Source organism: Chryseobacterium sp. WX (genome assembly GCF_029542485.1).
GTDB classification, from domain to species: Bacteria; Bacteroidota; Bacteroidia; order Flavobacteriales; family Weeksellaceae; genus Chryseobacterium; species Chryseobacterium cucumeris.
The window spans coordinates 1439612-1464111 of the sequence record NZ_CP120710.1; the positions used below are offsets into that span (position 1 = coordinate 1439612).

Consider the following 24500-nt stretch of genomic DNA (forward strand, 5'->3'; position numbering starts at 1 on the left):
GCTACTATCTTAATTCCAAAAACCATTCCAAATTAAACAATTGTTTGGTTTTCGATTTAATTCTATTTTTATTAAAAATCTAGAAATAAAAAACTGTAGTAAAAAAAAATTACTACAGTCTTCTATGTTCATCAGTTACTCTGAAATTGTTACATTACTTCCTTTTGTATGGGCATTCATCTGCGGTGCGTAATAATTCTGCATCGTTGTAATTCCGTTGGAGAATTTTCCGGATGCATTGGCTACTACATCATATTCAAATACATATTTTCCTTTCGGCATATACTGAATATAGAAATTGGTAGAAGCATCTTTGGTCGACTGATAGTAGCCCAGATTATTTTTCCATTGATATCCGGATAATACATCTACAGGCTCAAATCCTGCTGCACGCATATCTTTAATATGAATAAACTCCATCGCTCTGTCTGTATTCAGAATCATCCTTACAGTTACCTTATCACCTACTTTCAACGGGGTTTCAGAAGAAATTTTCTGAAGCTCTTCTCCGTTTACCGTTTTCACTTTTTTATAAAGCTCTTTCGTTACAGAAATATAATTTTCAGAAGATTTAATTTTATCAAGATCCTCATAATACTGCCAGAACAATCCTCCCTGCACAATTCCGGGACCAGGTTTTGTAACCGTTACGGTGGCTAAATTTTTATCTATAGCTTCCGGTTTCACGGTTGATTTTACATAACCAGTTGCCTGTGTCTGAGGAGCCAGTTCTTTTCCACCCCAAACAATCGTTGCTTTATCACTTTCTGTACCCGTCCATGATTTTCCTGAATTCAAAATGGTAAAGATCACCTCAGCTGTTCCTCTTGAGCTTCCCCATGAGTTGACTTCTTTTTGGGTTACCAGCCAGATCTTCATATCTTCAATAAAAGATTGATCATTAGCTTTCAATTTGTTGAAGGCTTCCAGTGCTCCGGCATGGTTAACTACTTTGGAACCAAACCATCCCCAGTCATTCAGGTTTTGTTTCCAGTAGACCCCTTGTGTTTTGGTATCTGTGGAAGTTTCTTTAAGGTAAGTCATTAACTTATCTGACACCTCTTTCAGACCATAATCGTTCATCAATAATGCCGCGCGGTGAAGCCCGAAGAATGTAAAGTCGTTGATCTTAGCTGTCTTTGCTTTTTGCTTTACCAGCATTTTCAGGGTAGCTCCTTTTCCTTTTAAAGGATATTGCTGCTCCCAATAGTTTCTGGTATCAAGATAATCGATCGCCCAGTTGTTCCAGACATTGTCTTTTTTCACATCATAATATTTGGCCACTTCATTGTCTACATACTGAATCAATTTTGCTACAAGAACTTTCTGATCAGCACTTTGATAGTCTTTCACGTTATCTTTTAACCAGGAATTGATTTTTCCTAAGTTTTTAAGGATATACAATGACGTTCCGTAAGAACTTGGATAGCCGGGATACCATGAGAATCCACCGTCAGGATTTTGTAGTTTTTTGAAATCATCCCAATCCTGATTAATGGAGTTTTTCATCGTGTTGACATCAAACAGCAATGCCAGCTTTTGCATCTGCTCGCCTTCATTTTTGCTTTCCAATACCCAAGGAGTTTCTTCAAGCAGCAACTGTTTCAACTCCTGATTTTTTTCCAGATTTGATTGTAATAGTCCTTTGTTCTGATATTCTTCAAAAACTGTTTTCATTTTCGGATTGGCTTTGAAAATTTCTGAAGCCAAAACATCTGCAAACCATTTGTTAAAGATTACGTCTGCAGAGTTATTCTGATCATTTTTCAGACCTGGAAGGGCAAACATGATCTCCCAGATCGGATTGGTTGTCAGTTCCAACGTATTGGAAACATTGGAAGCCGTTGTGGATGTATTATTTTTAAGATTATCTAATACAAATGTTTTGGTTTCGCCTTCTTTCACAAAAACCGGAACAGCATCCGTCACAAGCATTCTGTTAGGCAATACAGCAATAACTTGCTGCTCACCGTCAGAATACCGACCTGCTTTAGCCACCACTTTGAAAATAACAGAAGAAACATCATCCGGAACCTTTAATTTCCATGTTAACGCACTGCTTCCGTTTTCATTAAGATTGAAGTTTTGTACTCCGGAAGTGATTCCAAACTTCGAAGAAATATTTTCATTGGTAAAGGCATCCAGAATCTGTAATTCGGCAGAACCATTCAATTTTTTATCGGTAAGATTGGATAACTTCGACTGTAGATTCAACTCGTCTCCTTCTCTCAGGAATCTAGGATAGTTTGGCGTTACTGAGAATTCTTTCTGCGTTACCACTTCTTTTTCCAGGGTAGCTGCTCTTGCATCTTTGGTGTGGGCAAGGAACATCAGTTTCCATTTTGTCAGTGCTTCCGGAGAGGTGAACTCGAAGCTTACATTACCTTCTATATCGGTTTTCAGATCCGGATAGAAAAATGCTGTTTCATTCAGGTTTTGACGAACAGCTACTTTATCCAAGTCTTTCTCTACATCAACAGAGCCAGGAACGTCTGTATATCTTTTTCTCTTCTCTTCCGTCAATTGTCTTCCTGAATCAAGGAGATCAATCGCACTATCATTCAATACCACAGCTTCTTTTGCCACGGCAGCTCTTGCTGTTTTAAATTTGGCACCAGCAATTGGTGACGGAGGAGATGCATACGCAGGAGCTTTCACTCCTTCCTGATTGCTAAATCCTACTATAGTTTCCCTTGAAATTGAATAATAATTTCCATCAAACCAGTTAAACTGAGGAACAGTTATATATCTGTCTTCAAAATACTTTAATCTCTTCTGATAGTTTTGCTGCTGCAGATAATTTCTGATTCCATAAGAAGTCACCATTACAAATGGAGTATATAATTTTCTCCAGCTGTACGTGTTTTTAGCAAACTGATCCAAAGATATATCATACATATTCGCTAATACCTCGGCATTGATCTTTTCCTTGTCATTTCCGGTAACTTTTACCGTCCATTTTTCCTTAGCGTTAGGTTCAAGCTTATCTCTGAAGGTTACAGTTTCGATTTTTAAAGGTTTTTCTGTGTCTTTTATTTTTAAGGAAACAGATTCTGTATTCACATCATTAAATGCTACCAGCTGAAACTGAAGGTTCAGATCTGAAACACTTTTATCTTTAGAAATCTCAGCCGTGTATTCTAATATTCCCTTTTTCATCTGATGAACTTCAGAAACGGTTTTTCCGGATCCGTCCTGTACAAAAACATTGATTAAAGCATCAGGAACAGCTGAGTAAACATACACTTTTGCTTTTTCTCCTCTTGATAATTCTTCTTTGGGAGCGATAACTGTAAGGAATGTTTTCTGAGTGGGTTTTAAAGCGGTTTTATCCCAAACACTGAAATACTGTGAAGTTTTGATCGTATCTCTTCCTTCTATATTGAAAAGTTCAAGTTCATAATCCCCTGCTTCCAGTTTTCCTAAATCAAGACTGGCTGCTGCCTGAGAATTATCAGCGGATGGCTGCTGCTGTTTTTCAATCAATACTTTTTCGGTTTTCCAGTTTTTGATCTCATCATTTTTATCAAAAAGATCATGTGGAAATTTGCTAATGAACTCTTCCTTTGAATATTTCGGAAGATTCTGAACATCAGATTTGAAATTATCTCTGAAGATCCTGTCCGGAGCAGTCAGCTTCGATAACTTAACCTGATAAGGTTTCTTTAGATTCTGATCGTTATAATTTTTGGTTTCCACCTTTACTTTTACATTTTCGTCTGTAAAAGTATTGCTGATATTTTCTGCCTGAATGTAATGAGAAACCGAAGCTACTTTTAATTGAGTATTGGCAGTCTGCGTTTCCCCGTTGATGTCTGTAACAGAAGCATTGATGGCATAATTATCAATCTGTATTCCTTCCAGCTTTTCATCTTTTTTAAGTTCCAAACGAATCGTAAACTCTCCTTTTTCATTGGTTTTTGCTTCGCCTAAAATTGAATTTTCATTGTCATCATTCTGCGGATACCAGCTGAAATATCTCCATCGGATATTCTGTTTTTTGATTTCATAGTTTACGGCTGTATTACTCAGCGGAACACCGGAAAACATAACAGCTTTTCCTTTCAGTTCTATAGTCTGGCCATATTTGTATTCCTCTTTAACAGGAGCAAAGGTTACTTCAAATTTTGGTCTTTTATACTCTTCTACCCTGAAATTTTTATATCCAGCACTTTCCCCTTCTATTCTCAGGTAAAAATTACCATTCAGTTTTCCTTTTGGAAGGATGAAACTTCCATGATAAGAACCGAATTCATTAGTGGTAAAATCTTGTGAAGAAACTTCTTCACTATTGGTATTTAATAAAGTGATTTTTTGTTTTAGTCCTGAAAGAACTGCTTCAACTTCCTTATTCATTCTGGTGTTGATCACCTTGAAATAAACAGTCTGTCCGGGACGATAGATCCCTCTGTCGATAAAAATCTGAGCCGTTGAACGCGTTTGTTTATTTGGATTATAATCATCGGCATATCCTCTGTTTCCGTACACCTGCATGATCTGGAAATCATTAGTTTTAGGTTGTTGAATCAGGAATGTTCTGTAATATTCTTTGCTGTCTGTAGCAGGAAGCTTAAATACTCCGTTGGCATTGGTTGTTCCTTCAATCTTATTTAATGTTGTATTAGAAACAAATTCATAAAACCGAAGCCCTTCATTAGCCAAAGGCTTACCGTTCTCACTATTCACCAATTTCAGCTCGTCGGAAAGAGGGCTTCTATCCGTTTTGGATTGATAAATAATCTTGTTTCCGGAAACCAGAAAATATAAATTATGTCTGGAGTCTGTATCTTTCATATCTGCTCCTGCAACTGTAAATTCTGCGACATACACTCCTGAAGGAAGGGGTTTCACTTCCAAAGAAGTTTTATGATTCTGATAATCTTTAGGATCCGGAAGCTGGAATGTTTCCTTCCTTACAAGATTCTTCTTTAGTTTGCTAAAAGTATCTGAATATGAATCCTGAACATATCGAATTAACGAAGTAAAATCGTCTTTTACTTCATAAATACTCAGAGTAAATTCTGATACATTCTGATACTGTGCTACAAAATGAACCGGCAGATTATTCTGGGTCTGGGATTCATATTTTAAAGTCAGATAAGGATTGACAATCTGGGTCTCTTTACTTTTAATATTCTCCAGGAAAACAGATTTCGGGTATTCACTTTTAGCTTGTGCCGCTAATGCAAGAGCTTCTTTAGGTTTCTTCTGATTAGTGAGTTCATCCATGACATCTCCCATAATCAACACTTTATAATCTCCCTCTATATTAGATTTCAAAAGATTCTGAAGCTGCTGAAGTTTATCCTCGCAATGATTGAAATTACAGTTTTCCGTTATCTTTTCTTTCATGAAATACAACTTTGGATTTCCCGTATTCTGCTCGATCAGTTCATCATACATTGCATTGATTGCTGTACGATTGGCTGTCAACTCATTTTTGGTAAAAATGTTGTTTTCAGATAGAAACGTTATTTTTTTAACGGCATACCAATCCGCCAATGTCGGGAAATAAACAAGGTCTCCTGCTTCTGAAAAGATATTCTTATACTTTTCCAGAGAGATCTTTCTCATTTCAGGTTTTTCTTTATCAAGTTCCTGGAAGTTTTTCGTCAGATAATTTTTGAAATCAAGTTTACTCCAGGTTTCAATCTGCGAAACATCCTGAGAGTTGATATTGGTTCTTCCGTTTATTTTCCATGAGTTCTGGTTGTAATAATCCATAAAAAAGCCATTCAGCAGAACTTTGTACACCAGTTTACCTTCTCCGTTTATTTTTCCTTCTGCCTCTTTAAGTTTTTTAAAAAACTGAGAAGCAGCATCATTCTGGTCATCGTCAACAGTTTGGTTTACAATACTGAATTCCGCTTTCAGAGAACGGATCAGCTCGAAGGCATTATTTTCTTTCATGGCTTGTTTTTGTATGTCTAAAATAATGGGAAGATTAGATTTATAAGCTCCTTTCACACTGTTATCAGCTACTTTTTTCCATTGGGTATCGTAATATTTCTGTGCGGATACCGTTGAAAAGCTTAGCATTACAAGCAAAAGCAGAAAAATCTTGGAAAATCTTTTCATATATATTAATTTTGATAAATGAACATCTTAAAAATACTGAAAAAAACCGTCATAGACAGCCAGGTTTATGTCTCTCTTATGGGAACTCTTTTTGCAGTATTTTTCATGAAAGAGCAAAACACATTCCGTTTCCCTACTTTTGCACTTATTTTCATCACTTATTTCAGTGGCTATCTGTATACTAAATATCAATATACCAGGTATTTTTTCAGAATAGTGATCATCAACGCCATTGCAGGAATCATCTGTGCTTTTTTAATCATTCATAATCATAATGGAATAAGACTTCTGAAATGGTTTGTCATTGTCGTGCTGGGGTTGCTTTATAATAGCTTTTTTCTTGATGTTTATATCCGGAAAATTCCTTTATTGAAAGTATTTTATGTAGGTTTGGTTTGGGCATTGGTCAACTGCTGGCTTACCCTTCCTGAATTCAGCATACCTATTTTTCTGATCAGTTTTTTCTTTATCACCGCGCTTGTGCTTCCTTTTGATATCCGTGATATGAACAGCGATACCGTAAAAACCTTTCCTATGCTGATTGGGGTACAAAATACCAAGTACATTGCTTATGCACTTGTTTTCATCAGCAGTATCATTTCTGCTTTTTATCTTGATTCGGAATATGCGCTTGCTTTTTTTATGGCCAGCATTCTAACTTATATTCTCATCTACTTCTCTGATAATAAAAGAGATGACGCTTATTTCTCATTTGGAGTGGAAACTTGTTCGGCACTTCCTTTTTTATTTTTAGTAATAATGGAGTATTTTTGACGAATGATTATCAAGAAGCTTTCCCTCTACAATTTCAAAAACCATTCTGAGAAAAAGTTTGAATTTTCCCCACAGATCAACTGTTTTGTGGGAAATAATGGCGTAGGAAAGACCAATATTCTGGATGCTTTGCATTATTTATCCGTAGGAAAAAGCTTTCTGGGAAATACGGACCTCAACAATATTAAACAAGAGGAAGACTTTTTTACCATTGACGCGGAAATTCAGAATGAAGACAGCGAAGATATCATCAGAATTACCCAGCCTAAGGAAGCTAAAAAGGTGATCAAGAAGAATGATAAAAGCTATGACAGGCTTGCAGATCATATCGGCTATCTTCCAAGTGTTATGATCTCGCCTTATGATTCTAATCTTATTTCGGATTCCGGAGAAAGCAGACGCAAGTTTCTGGATGCGATGATCTCTCAGACGGATTCAGAATATCTTTTTGATCTCATCCAATATCAGAAAACAATTCAGCAGCGAAATGCTTTACTGAAATATTTTGCCAAGAACAGAACCTGGGACAAAGATTCTCTGGAAATTTATGATGAGCCTATTAGCAGATTCGGGACTAAAATCTTTAAGAAAAGAAAAGAATTTGTAGAGCAGCTCAACCCTATTGTTCAGAATTTCTATCAGATTATTTCTGGTGGAAAAGAAAGCGTATCAGTAATTTATGAATCTCATTTGCTGGAAGATTCTTTTGAAAAACTTTTAAAAGAAAGCCATGAAAGGGACCGAATGCTTACTTACACATCAAAAGGAATTCATAAGGATGATCTTCTTTTTGAAATGGATTATATATTAATCAAGAAAATCGGATCACAGGGACAGCAGAAATCGTTCCTGATCTCTTTAAAACTGGCTCAGATGAGTCTTGTAAAAGAACTCACCAAAAAGACTCCTATCCTGTTGCTTGATGATATTTTCGATAAGCTTGATGATACCAGAGTTTCTCAGTTGATTGAACTGGTTAACAAGGAAAATTTTGGACAGATTTTTATCACAGATACGCATAGAGAGCGTACGGAAAGTGTGGTAAAGAAAATAAATGAAGAAAGTATTATTTTTGAAGTTTAGTAAGAGGTTCGGGATGCGAGTTATGAGGTATTAAATGCAGGTAAATAAGTGTGGATGTAGATATGAAGTAAAAGACTAATATTCTTTATCATCAAACCGTTTTTTGTCTTAACTTAAGATCCTAAAACATGAATGATATGAGTTATAGAAATCTGGATATTTATAAAATAGCTTTCGACTTATTTTTAAAAACCCATAAAGCCTCCCTGCTTCTGCCTAAATATGAACTGTTTGAATTAGGCAGTCAGTTAAGAAGGTCTTCAGACTCAGTCATTACAAATATTGCTGAAGGTTATGGTAGATCAACTTATAGGAATGACTACATTCGCTTCCTGATTTACAGCCATGCGAGTAATGATGAAACAATCAACCATCTGGAAAAAATCATGATATTATATCCTAATTTTTTCTTAGAATTTGAGACATTAAGAAATGAATACAACACATTAGGCGGAAAAATCAACATTTATAAAAAATTGGTCATAGAAAATTGGAATAAAAATAATCTACAGTAAAAAAATAAATCCCCAAGCCAAAACCACGCAACCCGAAACCCCGAATCACGCATCCCGAAACCCGAAACCCGAAACCCAACTATGAAGAAGAAAAAACGTGAATATCAATCCTCTGAACTGGTAAAATCTTTTGCCAGAATTTATGGTTTTGAACACAAACTAGTTGCTTTTGACATTAAAGATTTCCTTGAAGAATATCTTGATGAAAGTCTTTTCAATGAAATCAAAAGTGTGAATATTGAAAACGAATGTATCATAATTAAAATTGATTCTCCTTTGCTGAAACATGATTTTAAAATGCGAAAAAGCTTTTATCTCAAAAAGTTTCAGGACAAATTTGGGGCAGAGAAATTTAATGATCTTCAGATATTATAGGAGTAGAACGCAAATTCATTTTAAATAATTCACCAACGTTAAAATTATTTTATTCTATGCAATTTTATATGTATTTTTAATGCACATTAATTAATATTTTTACCATGAAAAAATCAATTGCATCAAAAAAACTGACAAGAAAAACTTTAAAAACAATACAGGGAGGAGGCGTTGGACAGATCTGCTGTGCTGTAAGCTGCGCTAACGAAAACGAATGTGCTTATTGGACAACATTGCCGACAAAATGCCCATTACTTCCTATTTGTCTTTAATAGCTATAACAATAGAAAAATGCTACCCGAGGGTAGCATTTTTTATGATATTAATGTTCTTCTGATTTATTAGAAATGGTACTGCTCATCAAATCGTCTGCTTTCTTGTCCAGACCAGAGCTAAGCGGCAGGAAGAATTTCAGCGGATGTTTCGTAAAGTATCTGAAAATCTCTTTATAGATCTCACTTACCTGTCCGAAATTCATTTTTCTTGACCTAAATGCCAGGAACATCGATAAACTGAAACTTACCAGAAAGTTGAAGAAACCAATCAGGAATACCGTTACAAAAGACATCCAGAATGTATAGGAATCTACAGAGAAATCTTTTCCATATAACCCTAAAGCAAAGTTTCCGGCTGCAAAAGTAATGTGTCTGATATCCAGATCCAGTCCGAAAAACATTCCGACCGGAGCAGTTGCTCCAAGGAAAACCCCAAACCAGAAATTGGAAATGATTCCCGGCCAGTTTTTAGCATAATATTTTGAAAGTCCTTTCGCAAATTTCTTTCCAAAAAAGCTTCTGATGGAAAGGTTTTTGGCAATTCTCTCCGGTATCTGATAAAACACAGAATTGTTCCCGATATTTCCAGAAATAATCCCGGAAATAAAAAGATAGAATCCGGCAATGCTGGCGTGCAGAATAGCTTTTGATTTAAAAGGATCAAGGTCTTTTAACAGTTTGTCAGAGCGCTCTACAGCAAGATTTTGTGAGAAAAACACATCCAATCCGTAAATAATGGCAAGCGCTACCGGAAAGGCAAGCAATACATTCCCTACAAAGGCAATGAACTGGCTTCTAAACAACTTAGATACCAAATGGGCAAATTCCGTATTATTTCTTTGAGCATTTCCTTCTTCAGATAATACTTTTGTCATCGTTGCAGCAGTCATAGCCGGCTGCTTTGTAGCAAGTGTAAAACCCATCAGATAAATCATCACAAATCCCATCGCATAGTTCATGGAATACAGAAATGCATGTGAAAAATCACTTCCCGGGATGTATCCATAAAGCATTTTCAGAACACAAAGGGCTCCTACGATAATACCACCACCACTCGCTTTGTAGAACATGGTCATATATTCCTTCCGGGTAGAAGTTATATAATGCGTGCCGGTTTCTGCAGTGTGATTGGTAATAAGGTGTGAGATCAACCTCGTGCTGTCGTTGATAAGATCTGAAATATTATTTTTGTGAGATTTATAATTCAGAATATTAAAAATCAACTGCTTGGATTTTATCTGAACATCTTCATCTGTATCAATAACCAATAACTGAACGATTTCATATATTCTTTCAGTTTGTTGACGGATTTTTAACAGAGATTGATTAATCTTCCCGGAAATACCATATTTGGCAGAATTTTTAAAAGCAATATTCACAAACTCCTGGCATTGTTCTGCGTAGATTTTGATCTGCTTATATCTGCTGTCTTTTGAATGCAGTTGTAATTCAGGATCTTTAACCAAATCATCGGCCAATGTTTCCAGCTCATTCTGAAGGGCAAGAAACGGATTATCCAGATTTCTGTATTGAGGGGCCATTCTCACCACTTCCACTTCCATCGCCATTCCTGTTACCCTCCAGGAAAGGATGTTCATAGAGAAAATAAGTTCTTTTTTAACGTTAGGGCGGATAATAAAATCCGCAGCTCCCATCATATTTAAAAATTCATTGATCTCGTTTTCAGGAAGATTATGCAGATATTTTAAATCCTTTTTCGGTCTCATACTGACGTTATCGATCATGTACCATACCGTATTTTCGTTTTCAACGGGTGGCAGAACCTTGTTCAGTATTCTTTTTTTAAGCTCCGGAAAGAAGGCATTTTCTGAAAGAATATTCGCTTCCGTCAGTGAAAGGTTGAAAGGTCTTCCTCTAAAAATATTGTGGATATAATATTTAAAGTTCTCAGCAAAATTAGGATTGCTTCTGAAAAAATTGAGCACATCTGTAAAGTCGGCCTCTTTTATCGTCTCTAAAAACTCTGCAAAAGGTTCTAAAGAAAGAGTTTCGTTCTTAAAAGAAAAATATTTTTTAAGAACTGACTCAAAATTTGTGCTGGAATTAAAGAATTTCATTAGTACAAAGATACTATTTCAAAGTCACATTCCTCATCTGTCTCATGATCCAATTATGTTTCTTCCTTAAATAGGGTGATGGATTTTTAGGATCATACTTTTTTGGATTAGGCAATACAGCAGCAATCCAGGCTGCATCTGAGGTACTTAAGTCTTTGGATGATTTTCCAAAATAATATTGAGCAGCGGCTTCTACTCCAAATACACCTTGCCCCATTTCTATGGAATTCAGGTATCTTTCAAGGATAATATCTTTTGTCCAAACTTTTTCGATGATGAAAGTATACACCGCTTCCAGTCCTTTTCTTACCCAGCTTCTGCCCTGCCAAAGAAACACATTCTTCGCTGTTTGCTGGGAAATAGTACTTCCTCCTCTTATTTTTTTGCCTTTCTCATTATATTTCATGGCTTTTTCGATTGCTGTATAATCGAAGCCGTCGTGATCAAAGAACTTCTGATCTTCAGAAGCAATTACGGCTTTTTTCACATTATTTCCCATTTCGTCATAGGAAATATAATCCCTGTGCAGTTTTCCATATTCAAAAAGTCCTCCTATCTGGGTAAGAGTAATGGGTGGATTAAAGAATCTACCCCAGATGATAAAAACTACATTCAAAATAAGAATGATGAAGATAAGCTGTTTAATTTTTTTCCACATAACTTGATAAAAAGGAAAGGCAAAAATAAGCAAATAGTATGAGTTACTGCAATTCTTTCATGTAAGTAAGGTGATAATTAGGTAAAAGTTCAGGATGAAAGATCTTTATATAATCTTTAAGAATCAAATCTGCTCTCACCACACCGCTTTCAAAGAAATCATTCGCTTTCAGTTTTTCTTTTCCTGCAATGGTATAGATCTTTCCTTTATTGAATACATCCAGCTTTCCATAGAAAGGATTCATACCCAGCATTTCTTTTTTCGAAGTATGGCTTCCTGCATTTACCCAGTACTGAACGCCTCCTGCTTTCGCATATACTTCCTCAAAGCTCATTGTCAAAGCTTTTTCATCTTTATTATCCTTCATGATATAATTCGCATTGGCATCCGAAATATAATGAGCCACAGAAGTATTTCCTCCCGGAAGATACCAAACGTCTCCATACATTTCATTAGCAAGCACCACAGGTTTTTCTTTTGCTTTTGACGCAAGCTGTTTCAGATCACTATAGTTTTTCTCCACTTCCTGATATTTAGCTTCTGCCTCTTTTTCTTTTCCTAAAAGCTCTCCGAAAAGTTTGATATAAGCCGTTTTTTCCAAAGGTTTCTGCTCCATGTATTCATCCAGAAATATTACCTGAATGCCGTTATTCTTTAAAAGCTCATACGCATTGTCAAAACTTGCGATATGATTGGTAAAAATAGCATCCGGTTTCATAGCGATGATCTTTTCCACATCATATTTCTGTTCGCTCCCTACATTCTGGATTTTTCCTTCTTTAATCAGATTTTGAATTTTATCTGAAAAAATATACTCCGGACTGGAAACTCCTATGATTACATTTTCTGCTCCAAGCTCTGAAATATACCCTGCCATACTTGCATTCAGTAGGATTATTTTCTTGAAAGGAGTTTGATTCTGCTTAAAATTATAAGTAAAATTCCCCGATTTCAACTCCAGGTTTCCGTCCTGTTCCTTGTATTGGGTACGATTTGAGATATTTGTCCAATCTGAGGACGAAATTTTTGATTCTCTTTTACAGGCAATTAGCGAAAATACCGTAAATAAAAGTAAAATTTTCTTTTTCATGTTTCAAAGAACGGAAAAAAGTGGTATATTTGCAACCGTTAAACAACAAGATAACAAACGGCCTCGTGGCGCAACTGAATAGCGCATCTGATTACGGCTCAGAAGGTTACAGGTTTGAATCCTGTCGAGGTCACAAGACGGGGATTAAAATTTTTTAAATTTTGGTCCCCTCTTTTTTTCCCACCTAATTCCTTCTTAATCAAGAAAATACTTTTAGCAAAACCATTCATTTTAGCGGTTCGAAAACTAGTTCCGTCAAAAGTTAACTTTTCAGGAAATATCGAACCAACAATCGCACGCTTATCAATGAGGCTCGCATTTCTGTAGCGATCTGCTACATTTGTTACAGCATCTAATGCCAAAGAAAGTTTTGTTTCAATTTCACTCTCTGGACTTTTCTTAATCAAACTTAACTTTTCTTTTAATTCATCCAGTTCCCCCTTATACCTATTCTTAATGTCTCTAAAATCATCCTCATCGATTTTATCAGATAAAAACATATCTCTTGCCTTTGAGATTCTTTCATTAAGAGCGTTGATTCTATTTGTAATAGTAGATTTTTCATCTTTTACCGTAGATGAAACACTTTTAAAATTATGTAGAATTATAGTATTTTAAATTTTTCTAATACCAGGCTGAAACTCGTATTTTGAAAGTTCATTTTCAAATAGTTCATTAACTAAATCAGAATTATGTCTAAATCCACAGGCAGAACTGCAATGATAATAGTAGTAATGCTTTTTTCTTCCTTTTGAACCGCTCGCAGTAAGATTGTTTCCGCATTTAGGACAGAGCAAAATTCCTCGCAAAGGGTATCTTTCATCATTAATTGCTTTTCCTCCTGGCAACCTCAGTTCCTTGGTCCCTTTTCGTCGTAAAACATTCTGAACCTTCATAAAGAGCTCTTCTGATATTAGCGGCTCGTGTTTTCCCTCCATTATTTTCTCCTCTTCTTTTCCATTAGCACGTAATAATAACTTCCCACAATAAGCTACATTCTTTAAGGCTTCCATAAAAGCATTTAAAGAAATATTCCTCCCATCACGTTTGTTCATTTCAACACGCACTATAGCTGTAGGTAAATGACCTTTGGCCACTTGTTTAAATGCCCATATTATATTAGAAGCTTCCGGCTCCTTTATTGCGACGTATTTTCTTCCATCTTCTGTGCATTTATTAATATAGCCATAAGGAGCAATTCCCATCATTCTACCTTCCTTTATAGCTCTCCTCATACCATTTGTTACATTCAGGGCTCTTCGATCGTTTTCAACTTCAGGTGTAGATAAATAAATTGCTAACAACACCTTATTTTCAGGGATGCTCAAATCCAAAGATTGCTCAATGGCCTGAGGAGTGATATTTTTCTTTTTAAGATGACCGATCATCTGATATGCGTCGCTTGTATTTCTACTAAATCTGTCCCATTTTGTAAAAAGCAGCAACCGCCCTTCTTTCTCTGCTTTCCTCCTGCTAAATTCAAGCATATATTTTTTCCATTCAGGACGTTCAAAAGACTTTGCTGAATGATCTTCAAAAATCACCTTACCAATTATTAATCCTGCGCGAAAGCAATGACTGCGCAGCCTCTCCTCTTGATCTCTTTGTGAATACCCTTTATCCGCATGTTCATCTGTGGAAACCCGTATATACAAATCAGCAATAGTCATAATGGAAAAAATTTAAAATTGGAAATCAATATAAAATCACACGATACTGTAACAAATTGATTATTAAAGTATTTTAGAGGACTAAAATACAAAAAAGATTTATTTAGCAGAGAAAACCTCTTTCAAAGTTATTTTTGCTATAATGTTCAGAAACTGCATTAGCTCAGTTACCTCTTCGACAGTTAAATCAAAACCCGAATCTATCAATATTTTCTCTGACTGCTCCAATGTCAATTCTTCAAATTTCATAATAGGTTCCAGCTCAAATTTCTCTGTGCAGTTCCCTGTATGATTTTTTAAAGATTTTTTCCTTTTGTTAGCAGCCATCTTATATACTCTAAAAGCAGAAATGAATATATTCAGCTGAAAATAAAATGGATGTCGAATCTTGTGCAAATGGGTAATTTGACCTATAGTTTCCTATTTAAGATAAAAAAGAGGGTTAAAAGGATTAAAAAAATCTGTAACGGAGTGTTAGATATTCCAACCACTTGATATAAATGATTAAAATAAAACAAATTACAATTTAATTTCCAATAATATAATAAAATCATGCCTAATCAAATTCACTTTTTTCTAGACATTGATTCAGCATAAAATTTTGAAGAAACATTTGTACATCATAGATGTTTTTTAGAAGTAATTTTCTAAAAAAGATACCACTCTGCCATGCAACGAAATGTAAAAAACATAGTAACAATCAATCAAAAATTAACTTATTATCACTCTGTAATTGATATTTATTTTCCACCAAAATTCTCCTTTTTTCTACTAAGTTTTTAACATGGATATCCAAAAGACATATTGATAAGAAACAGTCTGCAAGGGAGGAATTTCCTATATTCCCCCTTTTATAATGACAAAAAATTCTTAGTTTTGTTAAACAGCCATTTCAAGCACATCCTATCTGTTTGACCTAGATAAATCAAATTTAATGCTTGAATAATGCTGCTAATAACCATTTAACGCTATTATGAACAAGTTTATTAAAGTAATATTCATTTTACTTTCAGCTCTTTTTGGAACCATTGGAATTATATCATTTTTTATAATCATTTTTAATACATCCTATCAATTCAATGATTCAAAAATTATAGATCCGGAATTAGCCTCTAAATTTGGTGATTTTTTTGGTGGATTTATTGGGACAATATTTAGTATAATGAGTGTTTTACTTCTTATTTACACCATTCTACATCAAAATAGAGAGGCTCAGAAATCTACTCTGGAAACAAATTTCTTTAGGATGATTGATTATCATAATCAAAATGTCAATCAGCTAAAAGTATCAAATCTTGATAGAACACGAACAGATGATTTCTATGAAGGTAGAAGAGCTTTTGTTCAGTTTAAAATTCAAATCCATAGGCTCTTCCCAATCGTAAGGGAAGTAATTACCGAAAATAATTATGAATTTACAGAAGAAGAAGTTGCTGATATAGTCTATATGATTTTTTTCTACGGCATCGAAGGCTCTTGGATTTCTTTTATTCAGGATAAACTAAGCAGATATGCACCTATACATCTTGAATTAGCAGCTAAAATACAAACGAAAATCGATCTTAATCCTGATTTAAAATGCGGAAGAACAAATCAAACACACTTAAGTACATATTTTAGGAATATGTATAATGCCATAAAACTAGTTGACAGCTCAAAATTTCTAAACCAAAAAGAAAAAGAAGATCTCATAAAGATTTATCGAGCACAGTTATCTAATCCTGAATTGTATATCCTCTTTTTCAATATCTTATCCAGATTTGGAAAAAAATGGATAAAAAATAAATACATCATCAAATACAATATCATCAAAAATATTCCTAGAAATTACTGTGAAGATTATGAACCTAACGATTATTTTAAAATGAATTATGAAGACGATGATAATTAAACATTAACAAATTAAAATAAGTAAGAATTACATTCTGAACTCAATGACTTTTAACCTTTTAAATGAAATATTTTTATAATGGAATTACTTGAAAATTACAAGGGCGCAGTGTTTTTTGTAGATATTTTGGGAATCTCTGCACTTACCAACAGTAAAATCGAATTGGATGAAAATGATTTTACACCATGGCTTGATGATCCAACAAAATTTTCAAATCAGTTCCTCGGAGCCGCAATTCTGGCTAAATTCCGAGACTTACTGTCTTCTCTGGGGGATGAAAATACAAGCCTCAAAATCACACAATTGTCTGACTGTGCTTTTGTATGGTCCAAAAAGATTGAAGATGTTGTAGTGTTTTGTTCTAAATTTATGCACCATGCAGTAAATAACGGAATTTTATGCCGAGGAGGATTAGCGTATGGTGAAATTATCGAAACAAATCAATTCCATAAATTAGGGAGGTTTATTCTTGGTGATGCGGTAACTCAAGCCGCAAAATTAGAAAGCATATCTAAAGGATGTAGAGTCCTGATCAACCAAGATCTGCCCCATGAACTTTTTCATCAAAATGACGAGATGTTTAATAAGATAGCTAAACTATTCCAACCTTTTGATAATACCATTAATTTCATTACATATGACGAGTTTAAATGGTATATGGCTCCGGAACTTGAATATAAAAATCAGTCAGATCTGAGTCGTATAAGCTTTAGAGAAAAAGTAGAACATACTAAAAATAGATTGATCCTTGCAAATAAATTACGTTGTTCCACTAAGTTTAATTGGAATTCCAAAACCACTGAAGGGCAATCACAATTAATTCCTAGTATTCGTTTTTTATCCGAAAATTGTATAGATGGTGTAATGCATAATTTTGAATGGAAAACAATGTTCAACACAAGAGGTGAAGAGAAAGAACTACGCATAAAAAATGAAGTTAAGGAATATCGAAATTACAGAGAGTATAAACCAGTTCCAACCCCTGATGATTGGGAATAGAGTTTTGTGAAAGAACAAATTGAAGAAGAAACCTTAGCAATGAATGTTAAAGACAAACTTAAGATTACCGGAGGTGATCAAGCTTCTGATGAATCATTATTAACCTTGGATAAAACATTAGCAGAAATACCTAACAAAGCAAAATTAGTGCAAAACGCCAGTGGTTTAAGCGGTTTTGAAAGTTTTACATCTCCTACCAGCGGAGAGTGAGGGATTCGAACCTCCGGAGGTTTTCTAAAAACATCATATTCCCTTTGTTTAAGGTATTTCAATGAATTATTTAAAAAGTGATTTATTTGAATATTCTGATATAAAACACCTGATCATTGTCATCATTTTCAAGATCGTCATCGAAACAAATACTCTTCCATTCTTCATTCTGATCATAGAAATTCAATTCACAATATTCTAGACAACAAACTTGTAAATCAAATATACTTACCATGGTAATAACTGCTAAAGGATAAAGGATCTCTTCATTGATATTCCAAGCTAAATCAATCCAATTAGTATTTCTTTTAGATTGATCAATAAACTTTTGGAACATTTTTCGAATTTCATTCTTCCTGTTCTCAAGACTCTCATTTGGCCCAATGAATATTCCCGTTCTCCTAAAATTATCATTAAGACAAATCTCAAATTCATTAGACATCTTAGAAAGGAATTTATGCTTACCAATATTTTCATCATAGATCTCGCTCCATATATCAGCCTCAGTCAGTTCCACTATATCAAAATATCTTTTGTTTTGAACAATTTCCTTAAGCATTAAGGATTTTCCAGCATAAGTATCCATTTCATAAATTTCGTTATTAGTATGAAAATGTAGTATATAATCTATAATTTCAACTTTATAATCTTTCTGCCGTAATCCTGTAAACTTTTCAAATGCTTGTATATACTTATCATATCTATTTAAACTGAATTTATCTGCGTAGAAATTAAAAACATTCTTGGAGATATCAACAATTCCTGAGTCTTTTAATAAACACAAAGCCTCTGCTTTTAAGGATTCTAAAATCTTTTCTTTACCTAACTTTTGTAAATCATAATACCTATTAAAAAGATATGACTCAAAATTTTTTAAGGTAAAAAAATGAAGGTCGTTACCACTTATTTTTTGGTTATTGTAATTCCATGTTTTAGGATCAACATTATATTTCATATTAATGCTTTCCTTAATATTTTCATCAATAATCTGACAAAACAGATTATTATCACTGTCCAAATTTAAATAATACTTAACAATCATAGTTGATAAATAATAGGGTTAAACAAATAATTATATTCAGTTAAAAAATAGATATGTGAAAACTCATATCTTTTAAAACTTTAGCTAATTTATCCCACCTACTTTTAAATTCTTTATCTAGGGTAATAGGTTTCCTAGCTTTTCCTTAGATTTCTTAATTAACTGCATAAATCGTTTTACAAATCACTTAGCATTATATATTAAACTATGTTAACAACAAAATCATGCTTAAACAATTATTAATCAACAAATAAACACAATCATCATATATTTGATGCAAATACAAAAAAAATGGAAGTTTCATTAATAACAAAAGAAGATTTACAGGAATTTAGAATCCAATTATTGCTTGACATCGAAAGAATTATAAATGAAAAAATGAAATTTGAGTCAGCATCTGTAGAAACAAATCCGGAATGGATAAGAAGTAAGGCTGTACGTACATTTATGAATATTTCGCCTGCTACGCTCCAAAATCTAAGAGTAACTGGAAAGATAAAATTTAAAAAGATTTTAGGGTCATACTATTATAATTTAGATGATTTAAAAAAATTATTTGAAAATGAAAAAAGATAATACAATTAATTGGCTTAATTATTTAATTCAAATCACAGCAGATGAAAGGCTAGCTGTATGGCATATTGTATTGCTCGTTGCAATTATTAAAATTGCTTATATCCAAAATGATAAAGAAGTTATATTTGTTAGTAGGAGCAAATTGATGTTTCAATCACATATCAAAACAGCTCCTACATATCATAAGTATTTTAAGGAACTTCAAGATTTTGGATACATAAAATATACACCGTCTTATCATCCAGGCTACCAAAGTAAAATTGTCTTTTTAAATTACAAAATTATTTATTAAGTACATTTAAAATCTTATCAGTATCAGTAAAAAATTGGTTCGAGGCACCTGGCACAGGTCCAAATTCTAAATGTAGCCAGTTTTAAATATCTACTCTCTTATATGCGGAGGCAAATTATGTCCTTTTTACAGACACAACATGATTGAATCTAAAAACAAAGTGGTTTTTATCTAAATGCTTATTTCTACTGCTTATTTTCTTCGGATAATTCGAAATATTTAGTTTAAGAACAATATCACAACATAGCATTGATTCATAAAAAACGACTAGAATTAGCACATTACCAATTTATTGAAAAGAAGATCAGAGCCAGTCCATTGTGTGATTTTTTAAATGCAGAATAATGGCAGTAATTTTAATATGCTTAGGACGAAGCATTTATACTGTTTTGAATAGGATAGTTCGAATATGCGTAGATTCCACCACCTTAAATTATTTCGAATAGTTAGATCTATCGATAACTGGAATACAAAAAGTAATCTTGACTACTTAGGTAAAAGCACTGCTCAGTTACAATTCGCTAAATAGGAGCATTATTAAAATTTACATCTATGTTTTCACTCTTCTTCAATTTATTTTTCTGAAAATACAATACCATTGATATATCAGTATTTGGAAAATATTTCAATTTTTTATTTTCACCCCGCTCTTGTAACTGTTTTTCTCCTAATACTGTCCAAAAGATATTCAGTCCATTCTCTCTCAGTTTATTTAAAAGTTTTTTCTTATTTACTACTAAGCAGGAAATCTTCGAATCGTTGTATGATGGATCAAAGGCTATGATTTGACCTTCAGAGTCCTTAAAAGTAGCTTGTCCAGTAGTAGGTTGCAGTTCCAAAATTTTAAACAAATATTCATTCGGTACCTTAAACGCTTTACTTCTTTCTATATCTTTTTCCCATATATACTCAAGTGCAGTTACCGACACTTCTCCGATGGACGCTCCTCCGCTTTCCCCACGTAAATCTTCCCAAAAATTACCACTATAGTAGGAATTTCTGAAGGTCTTACATGAAGGAGACCAGAAAAACTCTCCTAAGTATTGTTCCGTTCTATTAGCGCATTCGGGCATCCAACGCCCCATAAAATTCTGACTTTTTGACCATTCAAGAATTTTCTGATGCTCAGTTTCTTTAGTGATGTAGCTCCTAATTTGGTACCAAAGTGTTTTCTGAGAATTTGACCTGTCCTGACCATCAGTCCAAGTATAAGACATTTCCAGTATAAGCCAATCTTCTCCTTCTTTATCTTTATAAGTTATGATTTTCCTAGGATCAGGAATCGAACTTTTGGAAGTTAACCAATCAGTATATTCTTCTTCGAACTTATATTCATAACCATTTAATAATTTTCGGTCGTTTTCCTCAGTAAAAAATGAAACATCAGTTGGATCAAAATCTCTAACATGCGGAAGCCAAGGTCCTTCATAACTTAAATTATGGTTTTTGATACCATATCTATTGGAAAATGTATAGTGATCTGAAACAATCGATAATAATTCATGAAATGCTATCCATTGATATTTTTTTCCAATTCTTTCGATTTTTGGAGCCTTCCTAGAATAAGAGTTTTGACCAGCGTCGAGATCACTTAAAATTTTGTTGTAACCATATTTTTCAACGATTAATTTTATTGCCAGATTACTCAATTTGTTATCATCAACATTAGCCCAATTTTTAAACGCACTTCCGAAGGTGTACCTACCAAAGTCACCATACATATTTCCAGGCCTTCCATATTCGGTTACCATTGAACTCAACAACTCGTGAATTCCCGCATATGAATCTTCTTTATAGCCTAGTTTCTTTGGATAATTATCAATAACATTATTAGTTGGAAATCTCCCAATCTTTCTGCTATTGTATGGGGGCCTAATGGCTTTAAAATCTATCTCTAGATCATTGAATTTAAATTGATAGTATTCGATTGTTAATCTTGCATAATCTCTTAACAAAATGTCTGCAACAACTTCAGTCTGCTTAAATATTGAATGGTACAGATGCAGAGAAAGTTCATTGAGTAAATCTCTATTATCATTTTTTATCGCACTGCCGAAGGCAACAGCATATAGCCTTTGTTTAATATATGGGTCATTGACATCTTCAAACTCTTTTATTAATGGCAAAAGACAATGTAGGTTATTTGCCATTAGCAAAATCAAAATTTTCGATGCATCATCTCTTAAATTTCGATTAGAACTACTTAAGAACCAAGTTATGACTTTTGCAGCAGAAAACATTAGTTCCTTTTCACTTTCTTTGTGAGGTATTAATGATAAACCTTTGAGTAAAACCATTGAGATATAACTGCCATCCTCAAGCCTATCATATTGATTTATATACAATGTCCAATTTGTATCCCTCTCATTAAGTTCTAAACTAAATAGAAAACTATGTAAAAAATCAGCATTTAATGAATTACCAGGTTCGAATAAAAATGAAAATACGTTTTCCCAAATTTCGTAACCTCGTACACTCCTTTCGTTTAGAATTCGTTTTAAATGATGTATTGTCCTTTCATTGATACCCGAATTAGATCTGTCACTTAAGGAGGACAAAAAGGCTGTTTCAAGATTTTTACTACTAATGTAATCTGGCCAAATATCAAAGATCTCTGTTTTGAATAGTTCAGGCAACTGGACACAAATTGATTCCAATATCCCTAAATTCTCCTGAGCGTAAGTAGTATCTTCTAAATATTTTAATAGTTGATTATTTTTTGTCTTCAAGTTTTTTACTTGATTTAAACTTTTTCCCTGAATCAAGTGCCTGGCCAAAAGGAAATCTCCGATCTTTTGATATGAAAATACAATTCCGTATTCATAGTTACCACTATTCCAATAAATAGTTTCATTGAATAAATCCTCAGAAATTAAACTTTTAAGGAATCCTGAGTCATTCAAAAAAATACTCACGGTCTTCTCAATTAGCAGGTATGAGTCCATATAATTTATGTAGCCCTTTTGGCTTTTTGCTAATTCATAAACAAAACTATCTATACAGAGACCAACAAGATCAAGCTTTTCACTTTCATATGTATGTTTTTTTCCAAGAGTAAAATTTATGTACTTAAAAAAATTGTTGAAAATATTTGAAATTCCCAATAACTCATTCCGATTTAAACGTCCTTCATACTTTTTACAATAAATTACAAAGAGTTTGAGAAATAAGGGATTACTAAAATTATCTGAATATTTAGGAAGTTTTGGAACTGGTAAATTAGCTTCCTCAAAAAAGAACTTAACGGCCTGTTCTTCCATTCCTTTAAATCCCTTATGCTCAATTTTTATTTCAGAATTAATTTCAATACCATCGAAAAGTGCATCTTCATATGTTGTCCTATAACTTAAAACAATTTTTATCATTGGGTAATGTTCCAACTCTTCTATAAATGACGTGTAAAACTCGTTCCATAAAGGAATTCCTTTTCCCTCATTAATCGCATCAATAAAAATTACAAAAGGGTGATTAGCTATAACTCCTTTTTTGTTTAAAAGTGATAAAAATTCTTCCAGGGTACTATCCTTGCCTGTCATATGTTTTTGTATCTGCAGCCAAGGAGATCCATGCTCAGAGAAACTTTGACCTAGAATCAAAATACAGGGAACATTATTGCTACTCCATTTCTTTGCTATATGTCCTAAAAGTTGCGATTTGCCATTCCCAGCTTTACTTTTAATCATCATGATTTTATTTTGATTAAATGCAAAGTTTGGAATCGAAATTTTGATCATATTTAATGCTTGAACAGTTGCACTAATAAATCTTGTTAAATCAGTGATGGAAGATAACTTCTCTAAACTTTCATTAAACTCAATAAGTGATTGTAGTGCGGAATTAATCGAAAGTTCCAACTTTTCTAAAATCTGAGGATTTCTACAATTAAGGCTATGGTCGTTACAAATAGAGGCAATTTCATTAATTTCAGGTATGATTTGATCGATCTTATCCTTTACGGTTAGATTTCCGTCCTTAGTAGAGAGAACAAGGTGGCCCGTGTTTTTTATTATTTTTTTTACAGTCGCATTATTATTATCACTTAAAATATTATTAGGCCTGAAAATATGCTTAAAATAATCAGCTAAAAACTTCTGACGCTCTGAATTTCCAACAAAAGAATCAAATGTTTTCTCAATTGGTAAATCAAAATTACTTTCTGAGTATCTGGGCTTTAACTGTTGCAGTGATTTTTCAAGTACTCTCAATAATGATTTTTGAGGTAATAGTGATTCTTCATGAAAATCATATATTTTTACTTTTTCTTTAAAAAAATCATGTACTGGATGACAAACAAATTCTCCACTTCGCTGAAATTCACTGATTATGCCTAATAAATATAAATCATTTTCACTATGAGCATATATACCGCTTCCTGAGAAGCCCATTACCACGGCCGGGACCTCTAGTCCATCATAATATTTCAAAAAGTTATTTTCAACTTTAAACTCATACAATAGACTTACTGAATTTAAAGAATCTAATGAGGTTGAATATGTTTTTGCTTTGCGATTATTCTCAAATCTCGGATAACCACAAAAATAGCATTTTGTTGTAAATTCATCAGCTTGAGAAATTCTTACAACGTCCACATCTTTAAATAAATCATCTTTACAAAAGATTTCAATGACTGTTACATCATTATCTAAATGCACAATTTTATCATTTTTTGTGAGTTTGTATTTAAACACTCTCTGCTCGCCAACAAATTTTTCAATTTTTACATTTTTATAGGTTGCCTTGTTATTAAACCTTGTTCCGAGGATATTATGTTTGGCAGTTACAACAAATACCGATTCTGCTTTCTCATCCAATTTAAAAATTGTTGCGCTACCTAAAATGCCTTTACAGCTTGTACGTACGGTATTTTTTTTAAATCTCTCTTTGATTTTCATAG

Annotated in this window: 19 protein-coding genes and 1 tRNA gene; 11 read left to right on the plus strand and 9 right to left on the minus strand. The window is 33.6% G+C overall.

Annotation, left to right across the window (positions count from 1 at the left end):
• Positions 1-135: 135 nt before the first annotated feature.
• Positions 136-6078 carry an alpha-2-macroglobulin family protein gene (locus PZ898_RS06560; protein ID WP_277695086.1) on the minus strand — a complete coding sequence of 1981 codons (5943 nt, stop codon included), beginning with the start codon at positions 6076-6078 and terminating at the stop codon, positions 136-138.
• An 18-nt stretch (positions 6079-6096) separates the two neighbouring features.
• Here PZ898_RS06560 and PZ898_RS06565 point away from each other — a divergent pair, with 18 nt between their 5' ends.
• The 5 genes from PZ898_RS06565 to PZ898_RS06585 all read left to right on the plus strand — a co-directional run bounded on the left by PZ898_RS06565 (position 6097) and on the right by PZ898_RS06585 (position 9097).
• The gene (locus PZ898_RS06565; protein ID WP_216444334.1) at positions 6097-6852 is read left to right on the plus strand and encodes a hypothetical protein; all 756 of its coding nucleotides are present in this window, start codon (positions 6097-6099) and stop codon (positions 6850-6852) included.
• Positions 6853-6855: 3 nt separating this feature from the next.
• Complete coding sequence (locus tag PZ898_RS06570) at positions 6856-7935, plus strand: DNA replication/repair protein RecF (RefSeq protein WP_277695087.1); 1080 nt, start codon at positions 6856-6858, stop codon at positions 7933-7935.
• 137 nt (positions 7936-8072) lie between these two features.
• Positions 8073-8450: a four helix bundle protein gene (locus PZ898_RS06575; RefSeq protein ID WP_277695088.1), complete on the plus strand. Its 378-nt coding sequence runs from the start codon at positions 8073-8075 to the stop codon at positions 8448-8450.
• Between the two features lie 81 nt (positions 8451-8531).
• Positions 8532-8825: a hypothetical protein gene (locus tag PZ898_RS06580; RefSeq protein ID WP_062671740.1), complete on the plus strand. Its 294-nt coding sequence runs from the start codon at positions 8532-8534 to the stop codon at positions 8823-8825.
• A 104-nt stretch (positions 8826-8929) separates the two neighbouring features.
• The gene (locus tag PZ898_RS06585; RefSeq protein WP_157885754.1) at positions 8930-9097 is read left to right on the plus strand and encodes a hypothetical protein; all 168 of its coding nucleotides are present in this window, start codon (positions 8930-8932) and stop codon (positions 9095-9097) included.
• A gap of 50 nt (positions 9098-9147) precedes the next feature.
• Here PZ898_RS06585 and PZ898_RS06590 read toward each other — a convergent pair whose 3' ends face one another.
• The 3 genes from PZ898_RS06590 to PZ898_RS06600 are packed head-to-tail and all read right to left on the minus strand — an operon-like array spanning position 9148 to position 12926.
• Positions 9148-11178 (minus strand): recombinase, encoded by a 2031-nt coding sequence (locus tag PZ898_RS06590; RefSeq protein ID WP_062671738.1) that lies wholly within the window; start codon positions 11176-11178, stop codon positions 9148-9150.
• 13 nt (positions 11179-11191) lie between these two features.
• Positions 11192-11836, minus strand: coding sequence for a monofunctional biosynthetic peptidoglycan transglycosylase (mtgA, locus tag PZ898_RS06595; protein ID WP_062671736.1), 645 nt, complete (start codon positions 11834-11836; stop codon positions 11192-11194).
• A 43-nt stretch (positions 11837-11879) separates the two neighbouring features.
• On the minus strand, positions 11880-12926 hold the full coding sequence (locus PZ898_RS06600) for an ABC transporter substrate-binding protein (RefSeq protein ID WP_062671734.1): 1047 nt from the start codon (positions 12924-12926) through the stop codon (positions 11880-11882).
• 59 nt (positions 12927-12985) lie between these two features.
• Here PZ898_RS06600 and PZ898_RS06605 point away from each other — a divergent pair.
• A tRNA-Arg gene (locus PZ898_RS06605) sits at positions 12986-13059 on the plus strand.
• Here the strand turns inward: PZ898_RS06605 and PZ898_RS06610 are convergent.
• The 3 genes from PZ898_RS06610 to PZ898_RS06620 form a co-directional block, all read right to left on the minus strand.
• Positions 13025-13426 carry a hypothetical protein gene (locus PZ898_RS06610; RefSeq protein ID WP_277695089.1) on the minus strand — a complete coding sequence of 134 codons (402 nt, stop codon included), beginning with the start codon at positions 13424-13426 and terminating at the stop codon, positions 13025-13027. The genes PZ898_RS06605 and PZ898_RS06610 overlap by 35 nt on opposite strands.
• 114 nt (positions 13427-13540) lie before the next feature.
• Positions 13541-14596 carry a recombinase family protein gene (locus tag PZ898_RS06615; protein ID WP_277695090.1) on the minus strand — a complete coding sequence of 352 codons (1056 nt, stop codon included), beginning with the start codon at positions 14594-14596 and terminating at the stop codon, positions 13541-13543.
• A gap of 99 nt (positions 14597-14695) precedes the next feature.
• On the minus strand, positions 14696-14923 hold the full coding sequence (locus PZ898_RS06620) for a hypothetical protein (protein ID WP_277695091.1): 228 nt from the start codon (positions 14921-14923) through the stop codon (positions 14696-14698).
• A 646-nt stretch (positions 14924-15569) separates the two neighbouring features.
• On the opposite strand from PZ898_RS06620, the gene PZ898_RS06625 reads away from it, so the two are divergent.
• From PZ898_RS06625 to PZ898_RS06635, 3 genes are all read left to right on the plus strand, one after another.
• Positions 15570-16487, plus strand: a complete 918-nt coding sequence (locus PZ898_RS06625) for a putative phage abortive infection protein (protein WP_277695092.1) — start codon at positions 15570-15572, stop codon at positions 16485-16487.
• Between the two features lie 78 nt (positions 16488-16565).
• Positions 16566-17486, plus strand: a complete 921-nt coding sequence (locus PZ898_RS06630; RefSeq protein WP_277695093.1) for a hypothetical protein — start codon at positions 16566-16568, stop codon at positions 17484-17486.
• Between the two features lie 6 nt (positions 17487-17492).
• A complete protein-coding gene (locus tag PZ898_RS06635) occupies positions 17493-17696 on the plus strand; it encodes a hypothetical protein (protein ID WP_277695094.1) in 204 nt (67 codons plus the stop codon).
• An 82-nt stretch (positions 17697-17778) separates the two neighbouring features.
• Here the strand turns inward: PZ898_RS06635 and PZ898_RS06640 are convergent, their stop codons facing one another.
• Positions 17779-18738 (minus strand): hypothetical protein, encoded by a 960-nt coding sequence (locus tag PZ898_RS06640; RefSeq protein ID WP_277695095.1) that lies wholly within the window; start codon positions 18736-18738, stop codon positions 17779-17781.
• A gap of 291 nt (positions 18739-19029) precedes the next feature.
• Between PZ898_RS06640 and PZ898_RS06645 the strand changes: the two genes are divergently transcribed.
• Together PZ898_RS06645 and PZ898_RS06650 are read left to right on the plus strand one after the other, a co-directional pair.
• The gene (locus PZ898_RS06645) at positions 19030-19314 is read left to right on the plus strand and encodes a DNA-binding protein (protein WP_277695096.1); all 285 of its coding nucleotides are present in this window, start codon (positions 19030-19032) and stop codon (positions 19312-19314) included.
• The gene (locus PZ898_RS06650; RefSeq protein ID WP_277695097.1) at positions 19301-19606 is read left to right on the plus strand and encodes a hypothetical protein; all 306 of its coding nucleotides are present in this window, start codon (positions 19301-19303) and stop codon (positions 19604-19606) included. The genes PZ898_RS06645 and PZ898_RS06650 overlap by 14 nt, the downstream gene beginning before the upstream one ends.
• Before the next feature lie 521 nt (positions 19607-20127).
• Here PZ898_RS06650 and PZ898_RS06655 read toward each other — a convergent pair.
• Positions 20128-24498 (minus strand): hypothetical protein, encoded by a 4371-nt coding sequence (locus PZ898_RS06655; protein ID WP_277695098.1) that lies wholly within the window; start codon positions 24496-24498, stop codon positions 20128-20130.
• Positions 24499-24500: the final 2 nt, after the last annotated feature.

Excerpts from the sequence above, each read along its gene's own strand:
- PZ898_RS06560 (WP_277695086.1), bottom strand. The coding sequence starts at position 6,078 with ATGAAAAGATTTTCCAAGATTTTTCTGCTTTTGCTTGTAATGCTAAGC.
- PZ898_RS06565 (WP_216444334.1), top strand. The coding sequence starts at position 6,097 with ATGAACATCTTAAAAATACTGAAAAAAACCGTCATAGACAGCCAGGTT.
- PZ898_RS06570 (WP_277695087.1), top strand. The coding sequence starts at position 6,856 with ATGATTATCAAGAAGCTTTCCCTCTACAATTTCAAAAACCATTCTGAG.
- PZ898_RS06575 (WP_277695088.1), top strand. The coding sequence starts at position 8,073 with ATGAGTTATAGAAATCTGGATATTTATAAAATAGCTTTCGACTTATTT.
- PZ898_RS06580 (WP_062671740.1), top strand. The coding sequence starts at position 8,532 with ATGAAGAAGAAAAAACGTGAATATCAATCCTCTGAACTGGTAAAATCT.
- PZ898_RS06585 (WP_157885754.1), top strand. The coding sequence starts at position 8,930 with ATGAAAAAATCAATTGCATCAAAAAAACTGACAAGAAAAACTTTAAAA.
- PZ898_RS06590 (WP_062671738.1), bottom strand. The coding sequence starts at position 11,178 with ATGAAATTCTTTAATTCCAGCACAAATTTTGAGTCAGTTCTTAAAAAA.
- mtgA (WP_062671736.1), bottom strand. The coding sequence starts at position 11,836 with ATGTGGAAAAAAATTAAACAGCTTATCTTCATCATTCTTATTTTGAAT.
- PZ898_RS06600 (WP_062671734.1), bottom strand. The coding sequence starts at position 12,926 with ATGAAAAAGAAAATTTTACTTTTATTTACGGTATTTTCGCTAATTGCC.
- PZ898_RS06610 (WP_277695089.1), bottom strand. The coding sequence starts at position 13,426 with ATGTTTTTATCTGATAAAATCGATGAGGATGATTTTAGAGACATTAAG.
- PZ898_RS06615 (WP_277695090.1), bottom strand. The coding sequence starts at position 14,596 with ATGACTATTGCTGATTTGTATATACGGGTTTCCACAGATGAACATGCG.
- PZ898_RS06620 (WP_277695091.1), bottom strand. The coding sequence starts at position 14,923 with ATGGCTGCTAACAAAAGGAAAAAATCTTTAAAAAATCATACAGGGAAC.
- PZ898_RS06625 (WP_277695092.1), top strand. The coding sequence starts at position 15,570 with ATGAACAAGTTTATTAAAGTAATATTCATTTTACTTTCAGCTCTTTTT.
- PZ898_RS06630 (WP_277695093.1), top strand. The coding sequence starts at position 16,566 with ATGGAATTACTTGAAAATTACAAGGGCGCAGTGTTTTTTGTAGATATT.
- PZ898_RS06640 (WP_277695095.1), bottom strand. The coding sequence starts at position 18,738 with ATGATTGTTAAGTATTATTTAAATTTGGACAGTGATAATAATCTGTTT.
- PZ898_RS06645 (WP_277695096.1), top strand. The coding sequence starts at position 19,030 with ATGGAAGTTTCATTAATAACAAAAGAAGATTTACAGGAATTTAGAATC.
- PZ898_RS06650 (WP_277695097.1), top strand. The coding sequence starts at position 19,301 with ATGAAAAAAGATAATACAATTAATTGGCTTAATTATTTAATTCAAATC.
- PZ898_RS06655 (WP_277695098.1), bottom strand. The coding sequence starts at position 24,498 with ATGAAAATCAAAGAGAGATTTAAAAAAAATACCGTACGTACAAGCTGT.